The organism is Pedobacter sp. MC2016-14, assembly GCF_020991475.1.
Classification (GTDB): domain Bacteria; phylum Bacteroidota; class Bacteroidia; order Sphingobacteriales; family Sphingobacteriaceae; genus Pedobacter.
On the sequence record NZ_JAJMPA010000005.1, the window covers coordinates 67751 to 83107 of the forward strand.

14 protein-coding genes are annotated in these 15357 nt (G+C 41.0%); 11 read left to right on the forward strand and 3 right to left on the reverse strand.

Features of this window, described 5'->3' with window-relative positions; all coding sequences use genetic code 11:
• Nucleotides 1–5: 5 nt before the first annotated feature.
• Nucleotides 6–1454: a circularly permuted type 2 ATP-grasp protein gene (locus LPB86_RS20440; RefSeq protein WP_230693282.1), complete on the reverse strand. Its 1449-nt coding sequence runs from the start codon at nt 1452–1454 to the stop codon at nt 6–8.
• 301 nt (nt 1455–1755) lie between these two features.
• On the opposite strand from LPB86_RS20440, the gene LPB86_RS20445 reads away from it, so the two are divergent.
• Nucleotides 1756–2499 carry a peptidase gene (locus tag LPB86_RS20445; protein ID WP_230693283.1) on the forward strand — a complete coding sequence of 248 codons (744 nt, stop codon included), beginning with the start codon at nt 1756–1758 and terminating at the stop codon, nt 2497–2499.
• Complete coding sequence (locus tag LPB86_RS20450) at nt 2496–3338, forward strand: transglutaminase family protein (RefSeq protein ID WP_230693284.1); 843 nt, start codon at nt 2496–2498, stop codon at nt 3336–3338. Before LPB86_RS20445 ends, LPB86_RS20450 begins: the two co-directional genes overlap by 4 nt.
• 21 nt (nt 3339–3359) lie before the next feature.
• Here the strand turns inward: LPB86_RS20450 and LPB86_RS20455 are convergent, their stop codons facing one another.
• Nucleotides 3360–3971, reverse strand: coding sequence for a thioredoxin family protein (locus LPB86_RS20455; RefSeq protein WP_230693285.1), 612 nt, complete (start codon nt 3969–3971; stop codon nt 3360–3362).
• An 18-nt stretch (nt 3972–3989) separates the two neighbouring features.
• Entirely contained in the window at nt 3990–4460 is a 471-nt protein-coding gene (locus LPB86_RS20460; RefSeq protein WP_230693286.1) for a TlpA disulfide reductase family protein, read from the reverse strand.
• A gap of 449 nt (nt 4461–4909) precedes the next feature.
• Here LPB86_RS20460 and LPB86_RS20465 point away from each other — a divergent pair, with 449 nt between their 5' ends.
• The 9 genes from LPB86_RS20465 (at nt 4910) to LPB86_RS20505 (ending at nt 15354) form a co-directional block, all read left to right on the forward strand.
• Nucleotides 4910–5668, forward strand: a complete 759-nt coding sequence (locus tag LPB86_RS20465) for an ROK family protein (protein WP_230693287.1) — start codon at nt 4910–4912, stop codon at nt 5666–5668.
• 9 nt (nt 5669–5677) lie between these two features.
• A complete protein-coding gene (gndA, locus tag LPB86_RS20470) occupies nt 5678–7090 on the forward strand; it encodes an NADP-dependent phosphogluconate dehydrogenase (protein ID WP_230693288.1) in 1413 nt (470 codons plus the stop codon).
• An 86-nt stretch (nt 7091–7176) separates the two neighbouring features.
• Nucleotides 7177–8688 carry a glucose-6-phosphate dehydrogenase gene (gene zwf, locus LPB86_RS20475; RefSeq protein ID WP_230693289.1) on the forward strand — a complete coding sequence of 504 codons (1512 nt, stop codon included), beginning with the start codon at nt 7177–7179 and terminating at the stop codon, nt 8686–8688.
• Nucleotides 8688–9416: a 6-phosphogluconolactonase gene (pgl, locus tag LPB86_RS20480; protein WP_230693290.1), complete on the forward strand. Its 729-nt coding sequence runs from the start codon at nt 8688–8690 to the stop codon at nt 9414–9416. Before zwf ends, pgl begins: the two co-directional genes overlap by 1 nt.
• A gap of 306 nt (nt 9417–9722) precedes the next feature.
• Complete coding sequence (locus tag LPB86_RS21015) at nt 9723–11375, forward strand: hypothetical protein (RefSeq protein WP_230693291.1); 1653 nt, start codon at nt 9723–9725, stop codon at nt 11373–11375.
• 49 nt (nt 11376–11424) lie between these two features.
• Nucleotides 11425–12177 (forward strand): hypothetical protein, encoded by a 753-nt coding sequence (locus LPB86_RS20490; RefSeq protein WP_230693292.1) that lies wholly within the window; start codon nt 11425–11427, stop codon nt 12175–12177.
• Nucleotides 12178–12215: 38 nt separating this feature from the next.
• Nucleotides 12216–13154, forward strand: a complete 939-nt coding sequence (locus tag LPB86_RS20495) for a gliding motility-associated C-terminal domain-containing protein (protein ID WP_230693293.1) — start codon at nt 12216–12218, stop codon at nt 13152–13154.
• 17 nt (nt 13155–13171) lie between these two features.
• Nucleotides 13172–14152: a type IX secretion system membrane protein PorP/SprF gene (locus tag LPB86_RS20500; RefSeq protein WP_230693294.1), complete on the forward strand. Its 981-nt coding sequence runs from the start codon at nt 13172–13174 to the stop codon at nt 14150–14152.
• 62 nt (nt 14153–14214) lie between these two features.
• Entirely contained in the window at nt 14215–15354 is a 1140-nt protein-coding gene (locus LPB86_RS20505; protein WP_230693295.1) for an NAD(P)/FAD-dependent oxidoreductase, read from the forward strand.
• Nucleotides 15355–15357: the final 3 nt, after the last annotated feature.

Below are 15357 nucleotides of genomic sequence, written 5' to 3' on the forward strand. Positions count from 1 at the left end.
TATAACTAAGACAACACCCAGGTGTCTTTACTACCCCCACCCTGAGAGCTGTTGACCACCAGTGAACCTTCTTTTAAGGCTACCCTTGTTAAACCGCCGGGAATAATGTCAATTCCATTGGGTCCGCAGACGGCAAAAGGCCTAAAATCTACCCGTCTGGGCTGAAGTACGCCCTGCATGTAGCATGGTGCAGAAGATAAACTAATGGTAGGCTGGGCGATAAAAGCCCTGGGGTCTTTCATCACTTCAATCTTATAGGCTTCAATTTCTTCAGGTGTGGCCGCATGCCCCATTAACATACCATATCCGCCACTTCCATTGGTTTGTTTGATCACCATTTTATTGATGTGCTCAAATACATGCGCACGCTCCTCTTTATTGCCGAGCTGATAAGTGGGGACATTTTTTAACAGCGGTTCTTCGTTGAGGTAGTACCTGATCATGTCTGGTACGTAAACGTAAACAGCTTTATCATCTGCCACGCCGTTACCTACTGCATTTACAATGGTTACATTTCCTTTTCTGTAGGCATTCATTAAACCAGCTACCCCAAGCAAGCTGCTGGAATTGAATACCAGCGGGTCCAGGTAGTCGTCATCTACCCGGCGGTAAATTACATCTACCTGCTGCAGGCCAGCTGTAGTTTTCATGAAAACTTTATGGTCTTCTACCACCAAGTCCGGCCCTTCAACCAGTTCAATCCCCATTAACCTGGCCAATGTGGTGTGCTCAAAATAAGCAGAGTTAAAACTTCCCGGACTCAACAATACAATGGTTGGATTGGCAATTTGCCTGGGCGACAGTGAAAGCAGATTGTTGTACAAAACATTGGGATATTCAATAACGCTCCTCACCTTGCATTTGGGCAGCAGATCTGGAAAAAGACGTTTGGTAATTTCCCGGTTTTCCAGCATATAACTTACACCCGAAGGGGTCCGTACATTATCCTCCAAGATATAATAGGTACCATCATTGTCGCGGATCAGGTCTATGCCTGCAATATGAATATAGATGTCATGCGGTACTTTTACATTCACCATTTCCCTTAAAAAATGCGGGCAGGAGTAAATGATATCAATGGGAACAATTCCATCTTTAATGATGAACTGATCGCTATAAACGTCTTTTAAAAAGAGGTTGAGGGCCGTTACCCTTTGCTTAATTCCTTTTTCGATGTATTCCCACTCTTCGGCTTTTATAATTCTGGGAATGATATCAAAAGGGAAGATCTTCTCTACACCTTCGCCACTATTGTACACGGTAAAAGTGATCCCCTGGCTCATGAAAAGCACTTTTGAAAGTTCTTCTTTTTTGTTGAGCTCTTCTGCGGATTCTAAATCCAGGTATTCCATTACCCTTTTATACTCTTCCCTTACCTGTTTCGTTTCATCAAACATCTCATCCCAGGTATTATGAGGCAGATTATACTGTTTTGCGTATTCGTTTTTACTCATACCAGATCGTTTAATTTAAAATTCATTGAAATATAGCAAATTGTTTGATTGAATTGTCGATTTTACAATAAAAATCTAATAAAACACATTTTACATCCCCTAAAAAATCAAAAGTTATCATTTTTACCAAAATTAACTTGAAAAAATAAAACAAAAAACACGAAAACAATTTTAGCACCACAAAGGTTAACAACACACCGGTTAATAAATAAAGGCGGAAAGTATAATTTCGAGCTGGAAACAATTGTTATAATCGGGCAGAGATTGATATATTTGGTCTTGCATTTGAACAACAATCACTATGACATATTGTTTAGGTATTAAAGTTAAAGAAGGGCTGGTGGCACTTGCTGACACAAGGATTACCTCAGGGACAGATACTACGGAAAAAAAGAAAATTTACCTTCAGCAGAGAGACAATTACTCGCTTTTTATCATGACCAGCGGACTCCGCTCGGTTAGGGACAAGGCAGTGCTTTATTTTAAGGAACTGATTGATGAAGGAACTGAGCACAACAAATTATATAAAGCCGTTAATGCATTTGGCGAGCAGGTAAAACGTGTGGCTAAAGAAGATAAGGAGGCGCTGGAACAGGCCGGTTTTAGATTTAACCTGCACACCATTATAGGCGGACAGCTTAAAGACGATGAGGAACACAAGCTGTTTTTGCTGTACCCTGAAGGAAATTGGGTAGAACTTGGAAATGGCGCACCCTATGTGATTATTGGAAATGCAGGCCACGGAAAAGCGATTCTGAACAGGACGCTTACCAATGACTCTACTTTGCATACAGCTTTAAAAACAGGATTTCTATCTTTTGATTCTACCAGGGCCAGTGCAAATGACGTTGATTTCCCGATAGATGTGGTATTATACAAAAACAACAGTTTTGGTATGATAGAACACCGCTACACTAAAAAAGATTTGGAAAGCATCTCAGAACAATGGGCAGAGGAACTGAAAGCCGCACTGAATAGAATACCTAATGACTGGATGGAAATTGCGTTTAATGACGATCCGCTACCTAATGAAGATAAAACATGAAATTTGAAATCTCTGCAAAAATAGCGTACCAGGCCCTCGCTCCTTCCACCCTGATCTTAAATATACAGCCTTTTCAATCTGAAGGACAACATATTATTGAAGAAAAATTTACTTCGGGACCTGATTTAAAAATGAAGGAATGTTATGCTGTTGGTGGTGAAAAGCGCTTTAGCATTATTGAAATACCCGAGCCAGGCAACATTACACTGAATTATAAAGCCATAGTGGAGACGCGTATACAGATAGTTCCGTCCAGGCAATTGGAAGATGTACCGATTGCTGAGATGACAGTTGAAGCCCTTTCTTACCTAAACCCAAGCAGGTATTGTCAATCGGACAAGCTTTACAAATTTGCTTACAACAAATTCGGCAATATTGAACATGCTTTTGAAAAGGTGATGGCCATTAGGGATTGGATTAATAAGAATGTAGAATACAGTGGGGGTTACACTACGCCACAAACATCTGCTTATGACACCATTACGCAACAAATTGGTGTCTGCCGCGATTTTGCACATCTAGGCATAGCGCTCTGCAGGGCTTTAACTATCCCGGCGAGATATTTTACCGGTTATGCCTATCAACTGAATCCACAGGACTTTCATGCCTGTTTTGAAGCTTACCTTGGCGGCTACTGGGTAATCATTGACGCTACCAAACTGGTGCCTATAAATGGATTGGTTAAAATTGCCACCGGCCTGGATGCTACGGACAATGCCTTTGCCAGCATCTTCGGAAATTTACAATTCCAGCAAATGGAGATCAGCACCACTTTACTGGAAAACGAATTTCAATACGCTGACAGCAATACTACATTGCAAGGATATTCTTACGTTTAATCCTTGCAATACATAAATATACTAGACGCTTTTTTTCCATTTGATGCCGCAGCCAATGGCCTTAGTGGCCGTAACTGCAGGTTCTTTACCGGCCAGTAATGCATTAACCGCATTCTCAACATATTTTACCTTTTCGGTTTTAGTACCTTCTGTATCATCATCAATGGCCCCAATGTATTTAACTACATTTCCAGCTGCCGTTTTTTGCAAAACATACACATGCGGTGTAGCTTTAGCGCCGTAGGTACGGGAAACAGCCTGACTTTCATCAATTAAATAAGGAAAGGTGTAGGATTTTTTAGCCGCTAATTTTTGCATATTTTCATAAGAATCGGCTGGTAGGGCCACAGGATCATTTGGGCTGATGGCAATTACAGGGTAGCCTTTTGCAGCATACTCTTTATCTAAAGCCATGATCCTGCTTTCGTAAGCCTTAGCATACGGGCAATGGTTACAGGTAAAAACCACGATATAGCCCTTTGCACTTTTGTAGTTGGCCAGCGATACCATTTTTCCATCTACATTTTTCAATTTAAAATCTGTGGCTTTATCTCCCACAACATAGCCGTTGTCTGCCACTTTAAATGCCAGACCTGCAACAGCCATCATAGCAACTGTAATTAGTGTTTTCATATTTTTATAATTTGTTTTTTATTGACTACTGAGGTATAATTTATTGAGTTCCGCATAAGTAAACTCTTGTTCATAAAACTTACGGATGCCTTTTTTGGCGTTCACAATTAGTGTACCGGGCAAAGCTCCTCCCCAATCTTTATCGATGCCATCAATCAGCTCCTGGTCACTGCTCCGTTCTGCAAGATACACTTCTGCTTTCAACTTATGTTTGACTGAAAATTGCTGTACAAGTTTAAATTTGGACTGAAAATCCATACTTATTAATAATACCTTTAAGGGTTTATCTTTATAAACCATCTGCAGTTTTTCGAAATTGGGGAGTTCAGCAACACAAGGGGCGCACCAGGTAGCCCAGAAATTTACTACGTACAGCGTATCTGTATTGGCCACACGTTTATTGAGCTGCGCTAAACTGAGTAGTTTAACCTGGGCATTTGCAAAAAAACAGGACAGGGAGATGAGCAACAATAAAAGAAATTTCTTCATGCAGTATTAACGCTGGAACCTGCGTTTTAGTTTTGAGCTTAGATACAAGATAAAAAGCCTTAAAATTACAAAAGCCCTGACATCCATCAGGGCTTTAATACTAGGGATTGAAAATTTAGGTATTGTTCTTTCACTACAAATATACCACTGCAGGCGTCCAGATTTGTTGTTCACTTTGTTCAAGCGCAGAAGTTGCCTGAAATTACTGTTAGTAAGCATTTAACTATAAAAACCTAATTGTTCATTATATTCAGGTAGCGCTGCATCTGTAAGCAGCAGGCTGCATGAGGTATTGAATTGTTAAATTAAAGTGATTTTACAGATTAGATAAACTAATAATAGGCTTACTCATGAATATTCCGTTATTTTGGCGCTGTCATTCAGCATATGTTGTAACATGCAAAAACAGAGCGCTATGCTATTGGCTTATAACTAAGCAGTAAACAGACATGTCAGATCAAAAGGAACAAGATAAAAGCGCACGTATATTATCTATAGATATTGGCGGAACAAGCATTAAAGCTTGTATGCTGGACGAGGCAGGAAAGCCTTTAACAGAATATACCAAGTTACCTACCCCTGAGGATTCTACACCTGAGGCCGTATTAGAAACCATTAAAGAGCTGGTAGGCGACTTAGGTGAATACGACAAAGTTGCGGTGGGTTTTCCTGGCTACGTTAAGTGTGGAGTGGTTGAAACCGCCCCCAATCTTGCCGAAAACAAATGGACCCACATTAACCTGGCGCAACAGATTGCAGATTTGCTGGGCAAACCCGTACGCCTGATTAATGACGCAGACCAACAAGGTTTGGGTATTGCAGAAGGAAAAGGTTTTGAGATTGTAGTTACAGTGGGCACAGGATTTGGCACTTCGCTGCTATTTGATGGCGAGCTGTTGCCCCATTTGGAACTTGCCCATTTGCCTATTACCAAAAGTAAAGATTACGACGACTATATTGGCAATGCTGCGTTTGAAAAGATTGGAGATAAACGCTGGAACAACCGCTTAAAGAAGATCATAGAAATTTATAAAACGGTATTTAATTATGATACCTTATATATAGGTGGTGGTAATGCCAAACACATCGATTTTGAACTAGAACCAAACATCAAACAATTTTCTAACCGGGATGGTATAAAGGGCGGCGCCAAATTATGGGCGGCCCAGGAAAAATATCACATATTTACTACGCATCCAAAACAATAAATTAAAACAATGAACAAGTACACACTGGGAATGATAGGCCTTGGAACCATGGGCCGCAACTTATTGCTGAATATGGCAGATAACGGTTTTGCCGTTACAGGTTATGATAAGGATCCGAAAATGCTGGCTAAACTGGAAGTGGATGGCAAAGCGCACAACTTAAAGGGTTTTAGCGTGCTGGAAGATTTTATTCAGAGTTTAGAGTTACCAAGAAGAATTGTGCTTTTGGTACCGGCAGGTGAAATTGTGGACAGTGTAATTAAAGAATTATCTCCTTTACTGGACAAGGGAGATATGATTATAGACAGCGGAAACTCGCATTTTACAGATACCAACAGAAGAGATCTTGAACTTAAGGAAAAAGGAATCCACTTTTTTGGAATGGGTATTTCTGGAGGTGAAGAAGGCGCGCGTTTTGGCCCAAGCATTATGCCTGGAGGAGACAAAGTTGCTTATGGCTCTATGAAAGCTATTCTTGAAGCGGTTTCTGCTAAAGTAAATGGCGATCCTTGTGTGGCCTACATTGGTCCGGGAGCTTCTGGTCATTTTGTTAAAATGGTACATAACGGGATTGAGTATGGCATGATGCAATTGCTTGCTGAAACTTATGGCATCCTGAAAAATGCGCTGGAATATACCAATGAAGAGATTTTTGCTGTTTTTGAAAAATGGAACAACGGGCGCCTGCAATCTTTCTTAATGGAAGTAACCAGAGATATTTTCCTTTTTAAAGACGATAAAACAGGTAATTTCCTGTTGGACATGATTAAAGATGAGGCGAAATCTAAAGGAACCGGAAAGTGGACATCACAGGTTTCTATGGATCTGCAATTGCCTATTCCAACCATTAATGAAGCGGTAAGCACCAGAGATTTATCTAAATATAAAACACTACGCGTAGCACTTGCTGATGTTTTTGGTGATGCTACCCCTTTGGTAGCCGATAAAGAAAAATTTGTTGTTGAGCTGGAACAAGCTTTATATTTTGCGGTGATCACTTCTTATGCACAAGGACTTCATTTGTTATGGCAAGCTTCTGCAACGTACAAATATGAGTTGAACCTGCACGAGATTGCGCAAATTTGGCGTGGTGGCTGTATCATCAGGGCTGAGTTTCTGGAAGACATTTATCAGGCTTATAAAAAACAGCCTGATCTGGAGCATTTGTTTGCGGATAAAGGTATTCAGGATAAGATCAAAGAAATTATTCCGGGAATGCGTTCAGTAGTGACGCATGCGGCTAAAAACGGAATGGCTATTCCAGCTTTTGCTTCTGCTTTAACATATTTTGATGCTTTAAAGACAGCCAGGATGCCTGCGAATTTGATCCAGGCGCAGCGTGATTTCTTTGGTGCGCATACTTTTGAGCGTATAGATGAAGAAGGAATTTTTCATGCAAACTGGAATGCTTTAAAATCTTAAACTGATAAAAATAGAATGGAAGATACGGGGGTGCTGAATTTTACCGGCACCTTGGTTAAGTTCCCGGATATAAATACGATAATTCAATGAAAACATCAATTAATCTTAAGCCCACTATCTTTGTAATTTTTGGTGGTACAGGTGACTTAAACATGCGCAAACTGGCGCCTGCTTTATATAATCTATATGCTGACGGCTTTATGCCTAAGAAATTTGCCATTATTGGTACCGCGAGGAAGAAACTTAATGATCAGAAATTTCAGGATACCATTAAAGAAGGAATTAACAGCTTTTCCAGATCTGGTAAAGTAAAGGATGATAAATGGGCCAGTTTTGCAGCAAATGTTTACTACAATCCGGTAGATGTTTCTGAGCCAGAAACTTTTGGTGTCCTTAAAACAAGTATAGAAAAACATAAAGCTGAATTTGGGGCAGATACGCAGGTAGTGTATTACCTGGCCGTTGCCCCTAACCTATTCCCGTTAATTGCGCAATGCCTGGCTACTTACGACCTTACAGGTGATGAGGAATCTGTTAGAATTGTAATTGAAAAACCTTTTGGCAGGGACCTCGAAACTGCGAAAGAATTAAACGCTTTACTTACAGGCATTTTTACCGAAAAACAGATTTACAGAATTGACCATTATTTGGGTAAAGAAACGGTACAGAACATTATGGCCTTCCGTTTTGCGAACTCGTTTCTAGAACCGCTTTGGAACCGCACATATATAGATCACATTCAGATTTCTGTTACTGAGCAACTGGGTGTTGGCGACCGTGGCGGTTATTATGACGGGTCTGGCGCATTGAGGGATATGATTCAGAACCATTTATTGCAATTGCTTTGCCTGATTGGCATGGAAACACCGGTAAACTTTGATGCTGATGAAATCAGGAATAAAAAAGTAGATGTGTTAAAAGCAATGCGTCCTTTCAGTTCTGACGATATCCGCATGAGCACTGTACGTGGTCAATATGCTAAAGGTTGGGTGGAAGGTAAGGAAGTGCCTGGCTACCGCCATGAAACGGGGGTAGATCCGGATTCCAATACAGAAACTTTTGCGGCAATTAAATTCTTTGTTGACAACTGGAGATGGCAGGGCATCCCTTTTTATGTACGTACTGGTAAACGCCTGTTCCAAACTTCTTCTCTGATTACCATTCAGTTTAAAGATGTTCCACATCATATTTTCCCATCTGCGGTTACCGAACACTGGCAACAAAACAGGCTGATCATTAGCATCCAGCCGGAAATGAGCATCCGCTTGCAGGTACAGGGAAAACGCCCTGGGCTGGATATGGTACTGAATCCTGTAGACATGGTTTTTGATTACAAAGGTACTTATACCTCAGCTGCTCCTGAAGCTTACGAAACCTTGCTTTTAGATGTGATGACTGGTGACCAAACGCAATTTATGCGTGCTGACCAGGTAGAAATTGCCTGGGAATTGCTAATGCCGGTAGTTAAATCATGGGAAAGCAAAAAATCACTAAGTTTTCCTAACTACACTGCAGACTCATGGGGACCTGAAGATGCTGAGGCCTTAATTGCGCGGGATGGCTTCCACTGGTTTACTTTACCTTTAAATAAGGACTAATGGAAAATCTACTGATCTATAAATCCAAAGATGAGTTGTTTAAAGATATCGCCAACTACATCATCGCCATCGGTAAAAAGGCCATTGCAGAAAACGATTGCTTTAATTTTGTGCTGACTGGTGGTAATTCTCCGAAAGAACTGTACCATAACCTGGCGACAACCTATAAAGACAGCCTGGATTGGAATAAGGTATTTTTCTTTTTTGGCGATGAGCGCAATGTATTGGCTGAGGATGCGAATTACAATGGCTTAATGGCTAAAGAAAGTATACTTTCGCCTTTAAATATTGCTTCAGATCATATCTTTTATGTAGACACAACACTGGCTCCTGAAAAAGCTGCTATTGAATATCATAAAGCAATTTCTGCTCATTTTAAAGGTGCTGACCTGAGCTTTGACCTGATTTTACTTGGAATGGGCGATGATGCACATACAGCTTCATTATTTCCCGGAACCTCCATTTTAGAAAATCATAATGTGGAAGTGGACAGTGTATTTGTAGAAAAGCTAGCTACACATAGAATTAGTTTTACTGCGCCACTAATTAATAAAGCAAAGAACATTGCATTTTTAGTTTTTGGAAAAGGAAAGGCTGAAGCTTTGAAGCATGTAATAGAAGATGAAGAACAGCATACAGCACTTTATCCCTCACAATTGATTAAGCCCATTGCGGGTGGACTGACCTGGTTTGTGGACGAAGATGCGGCCAGTTTATTAGACAATTAGGCGGCCATAAACAAAACTATAAAATCAGCTAATTGTGTTTAGCTTATGACTGAATAAAATGAACATCTAAGCACCACAGCATAACACCTGATTACCAAAGCCTTACAGAGCAATATTCTGTAAGGCTTTTTTTATGCATTGTATTTTTAAGCTTGTTTTGGGCTTGCTAAGCACCTTAAACTGAATGCAATGAATATAAATTCATCCTTAGTGTTGGATATTTTTGAATAACGGGAAAAGGCTTACGAAGCGCATTTAAAAACGCCTTCAAAACTGCCTGAAATTCAACATTCAACAGTACGCTCAGTGGTCATCAAAGTAAGTGTGTTCAGTATTCTCTCCATCCTCTCATTAACATTATTGTTAATGGTTGTGGGAAGTACATTGGGATACGCACAGACCTGTACCGCCCCTGTAAAGACCTATGCAAATTATGAAGATCATGGAGATTCTCACGTATTAGTCGCTTCTTCAAGTACATCTTCCACGTCAAGTGCTGTAGGTGCAAATCCCACTAACACACCGGCTGTTCTAAATGTAGTAACTGTCCTAGGTGCCGCGGAGGCTTGGATAGAACTCAAATTTGTGGGGAGCACGATACCTGCCGGAAGTACTACCTATGTGAAAATTGGTGGTAGCAGTGCTCTAAATGTGTTAAATCTGATAGGTGGGGCAAGTTCTCCAGTCTCTGCGTATAGTGGTGCTACTTCTGCGACGACAATTGCAGGTCAGGGTACACAGATAGCTGCTGCCAGCGTAAAAGTTAGCAACTTCTCAGCCGCTGATGGCTCTATTTACCTCGCCATAACTTCTGCTCTAGCCTATAATGCGGTAAAAATTGCCATAAATGCTTCGGTAATAGTAGGCACTGGGCAATTATTTATATACCACGCATATTTCCAGACTGCAGGCTACAGCTGTGACCCGGCAGCGGGATCGGCTCCTTCTGTTAGTGGTTTGCTAACACTTGGCGGAGCAGTTACCAATCCTAATAATGCTTTTGACAATGACAAATCAACCGCTACCGTATTTTCTATGGGGGTGGCAGGTGTTGGTACTACCTTAAAAGAAACCATTTATTTTCCAGGGCCATCTAATACGGGTGATGCAGCCACGATAACCTTCTCCATTCCACCCGCTTTATTACTGGACCTAAGTCTATTGAATAATATATCCGTTACCCCTTATAATGGAAATGTAGCAGGGACTTCAGTTAGTTTAACTTCTCTACTCTCTTTAGACCTGTTGGCACTATTAAGGGCAAACAATAAAACCACCGTTTCTATTGTACCCAGTTCAACTTTTGACCGGATAGAAATTTCCATGAGTTCATTGTTGGGCGTTTTAGCACAAATGAATCTATATGAGGTACAACGAACAGCACCGATCCCAACATTTGTTTCTCCAGCGGCTCAAAATCCTTCCATTTGTTACAACAACTCGACTACGCTGAGTGCAACTGCCGGTACTTGTAATGAGCTACACTGGTACACTGTTCCAACCGGTGGAACTGCTACTGTAGCTGCAACCTATTCTACAGGGAATTTGACCAGCACCACCACTTATTACGTAGCCGCTGCAAGGATAGGCTGTACCGCGGAATCGGAACGCGTACCTGTTAAAGTGACCGTAAATCCGCTGCCCGCAATTACCCCTGGTAATACCACGGTTTGCAAAGGAATTACCACGGCCAGTTTACCCTATTCGGCAGCAACAAATACACCAACAACCTATAGCATTACCTGGAATGGGGCAGCTACTGCGGCTGGCTTTCTGAATGTTACCGATCAGGCGCTCGTAACTACCCCTATAACACTTAGTGTACCCTCCGCAGCGGCTGCTGCAACATATTCAGGCACACTAACCGTAAAAAATGCGAATGGATGTACCAGCACAACTAACAATTTTAATGTGGTTGTACACCCCAAACCCCTTACCCCCCACATAGCAATACAGTAATTAACAGAATATTAAACAAACAATTATTAACACTTAAACAAAAAAAATCATGAAAACAAAATTGACAAAACTAGGTGCAACTCTACTGTGTGTATTTGCCCTTCAGATGAGCGCTTTTGCAGTTAGCTATCCTTTGTACTTATGTGGTGGCGCTACTGCTGCTTTAAGACCCGATGCTACGGTTACTGCGGCATTACTTCCGGGAGACAGAATTATGTGGCAGGAATTTCAGGCTGACGGAACAACACCAATTGGGACCGTTACAGAAATAGCCGTGACTACCGCAGCCACAGCTCCAGCCTATACAACAGCTTCCGGACTGGCGACAGGTGCGCATGTATATAAAGTATTTGTGATCTCGGCCGCTCCAAACACCTGTTCTGGAGATGTTTCTGATCCATTTAGCTTATATGTATTGCCTACATCCAGTGTTACTTTAGGTGCACCAACAGTGGCTAATTATTGCGAGGCCGGAGGTTCTGCTACTTCATCTGTGGTTACTGCCACTCCATCAACATTTGATTCGTCTTTAACTGATGTAAGTTTTGCTTTTACCTGGACTGCCACTAAAGATGGTGCTGCTGTGTCTGACGTAACTACAGTAGGTACAGCTGCAAGTAATGTATTTACAATAAATACAACAGCTGTTGGAGAGTATACCGTTAAAACATCAATTGCCTATACGGTATCATCTGGTGTATTAAAATCTGGCGACAGCGCTGGCTGCGTACAAAGTTCCGGCAGCTCAACTGCTGTTAAAGTTACCGCAAAACCAGGAAAACCTGTTATCTCATTTACCTAAAGGTAGATTATTAATAAAGGATGATGTTTAACAGAAAAATGAATTTTGCACTTAGTGTGCTGTTGCTTCCCGCAACAGCATGCTTTGCGCAATCTTCTGCTGGGCAACCGATCAAAATACCTTATGGAACATCGGGTACGCTACACGCCAATTCTGTTAATGCAGCTTCTTATCAATGGATGAAAAACGGAAACATCATCCCGGGTGCCACACAACTGAATTATGTGGTAACAACCAGTGGCGTTTATACTGTGCAGGCTTTTAATGTCCATGGCTGTCCATCCGAAACTTCTGATCCAACTACGGTAATTGTGGAGCCAAACGCAGTGCTTAGCGCTGATGTAATGATTGCAAAAAGTGCTGAATCCAGGTCTGTATCGCTAAACGATCCCTTTGAATATTTATTAAAAATTAAGAACAATGGTGCCGGAACGGCAACGCAGGTAAGGGTTAAGGATGTTCTGCCTGATGAACTTGTTTTTGAATCTTTAGTAAGCCCTGCTGTGGGAACGGCAAATTACAGTCAGGTAACAAGAACTGTAAGCTGGAACATAGACCAAATGTACAACGGGCAGACTGCCGAGCTGAGGTTGATGGTTAAAGCAATTAAGCCGGGCATAGTAAAAAATACGGCCACCGTTAGTTCTTTTGAAACCGACCCTGTTTTAACTAACAATAGTGCTGCTGATTCTAAAATGATTGCGGGTATTATCATAGCCAATACATTTACACCAAATGGGGATGGCAAAAATGACACGTTTGTAATTCCGGGGATTGAGAATTACGCAGATAATAATCTTGTGATTTTGAACAGATTTGGAAGTCATGTTTACGAAAGCAAAAACTATAAAAATGACTGGACGGGCGAAGGGCTAAATGAAGGCACTTATTTTTATATTCTAAAATTAAAAAATGCCGCAGGTGGCCTGGATGTTTATAAAGGCTACATCACCCTTTTACGGACCAAGACAAATTAATCTTTAGCAGGCAGCTTATGAAAAAGATGGTATTACCTTTCCTGTTTATCTTGTTTTTTGGCTTTGCAAAGGCGCAACAGGATGCACAGTTTACACAATATGTGTTCAATGGACTGCATATCAATCCTGCTTATGCCGGATACAAGGAAGACCTTTTTGTTCAGTCTTTTTACCGCTCGCAATGGGAAGGTGTTAAGGGTGCGCCTAAAACATTTACGGTATCTGCAGATGTGGCCACTAATGAGGGTAATGTTGGGCTGGGCCTGATTGTTACCAATGATAAAATTGGCGCGCAACGTTATTTAACCGCATTTGCGAATTATGCTTACAGACTTAGAGTAGGCTATGATGAATCTTCCAGACTGTCTTTTGGGATTGCCCTCGGGATTGCACAACTTGGAATTGACGGTAATGAACTATCTACAATTCAGGATAACGACATCATTGTACCTACAGGTTTTCAAAGTATTAGGGTACCAGACGCCAGGTTCGGGATATTTTATTCAAACAACAACTACTATATTGGTGCTTCGGCCACCAACATCCTGGCTAAATACATGTCCAGAAACGCCACGGCACAAATTCTTGTTCCGGTGCCACAACCGCATTTGTATGTAACCAGCGGAGCTTTGTTTAGCTTAAATGATGCTATAAAAATTAAACCTGTGTTGATTTTAAAAGAAGATTTTAAAGGACCTGGTTCATTAGACATCAGTGGTTTTCTTCTACTTAAGGAACAGGTATGGTTGGGTGCTTTTGCACGTACTTCTGTAAACCTGGTACCAAAAAACAATCTGCAGCGGGGTTTGACAAAAGAGAGTGCAATGGGCGGTATTATAGAAGTTTTTGCTGCGCCTAATCTTAGAATAGGTTACTCTTACGATTATTCGATAAATTCTCTCCGCAATTTTAATTACGGGAGCCATGAGATTTCTATTGGCTTGTACCTAAAAAGCAAAAGGGCAGACAACGGAAGATTGCGCTGCTACGATTTTTAGACCAAACAAAACCCCGCGCGCAATGTTATCTTTGAACTTTACAATGCTGACATGACTTAAATATGCGCTACGAAACCGATATTTTAATAGTTGGTGGGGGTTTAGCTGGATTAACCAGTTCAATTCATTTATCCAGAGCCGGTTTTAACGTAATATTAGTTGAAAAAGATGCTTACCCGAAGCATAAAGTCTGCGGGGAATATATTTCGAATGAAGTCCTGCCCTATTTACAACAACTGGGTGCTGATCCTTCTTTTCTGAATCCTATACAAATTACAGATCTTGAATTTTCTACCTGCGCAGGTGAAAACATCCTGACCAAGTTACCACTAGGAGGCATTGGTCTTAGCAGGTATACCCTGGATCATTACTTATCGCTTAAGGCGGTGGAATTTGGTGTAAAAATCATCATTGATACGATAACCGAAATCCATTTTGAAAACTATTTCTTTTCAGTACATTCTATTGAACATGAATTTAAAGCGAAGCTGGTATTGGGTGCTTATGGAAAAAGAGCCGGCCTTGACCAGCAGTTGAAACGTAATTTTATAAAACATCAGTCTCCATGGCTGGCTGTAAAAGCGCATTACAAAGGCAGCTATCCGAAGCATGTTGTGGGCTTGCATAATTTTAAAGGAGGCTATTGTGGCGTATCTAACGTTGAGGAGGAGAAGATAAATATTTGTTACCTCACTGATTATGCAAACTTTAAAAAGCATAAAAACATCAATGAGCATCGGGAAAACGTATTGTATAAAAATAAAAATCTTAAGAATGTTTTTGAAAGTTGTACTGTGGATTTTGACAGCCCACTGAGCATCAGCCAAATATCTTTTGAAAGAAAGGAGCTTGTGAAAGATCATGTTTTAATGATTGGAGATACAGCTGGCCTTATTCACCCGCTTTGCGGAAATGGTATGGGCATGGCCATTCATAGTGCCAAAATTTGTGCTGAGCTAATTGTACAATATTATGAGCGAGGAACGACCAAAAATCAGGGAAAGGAATTGAGGGCTGGCCTGGAAGATGCTTACAAAACTTTATGGCACAAAAATTTTAGGAAGCGCATGCTGATGGGACGCATGCTGGCGACGATACTGAGAAAAGAATATGTAGCTGACAAACTATTTTGGGGTTTTGTTAAGTTTCCGGATTTGCTACCCGCAGTTATTAGACAAACTCATGGTAAACCACTAATTTAACAA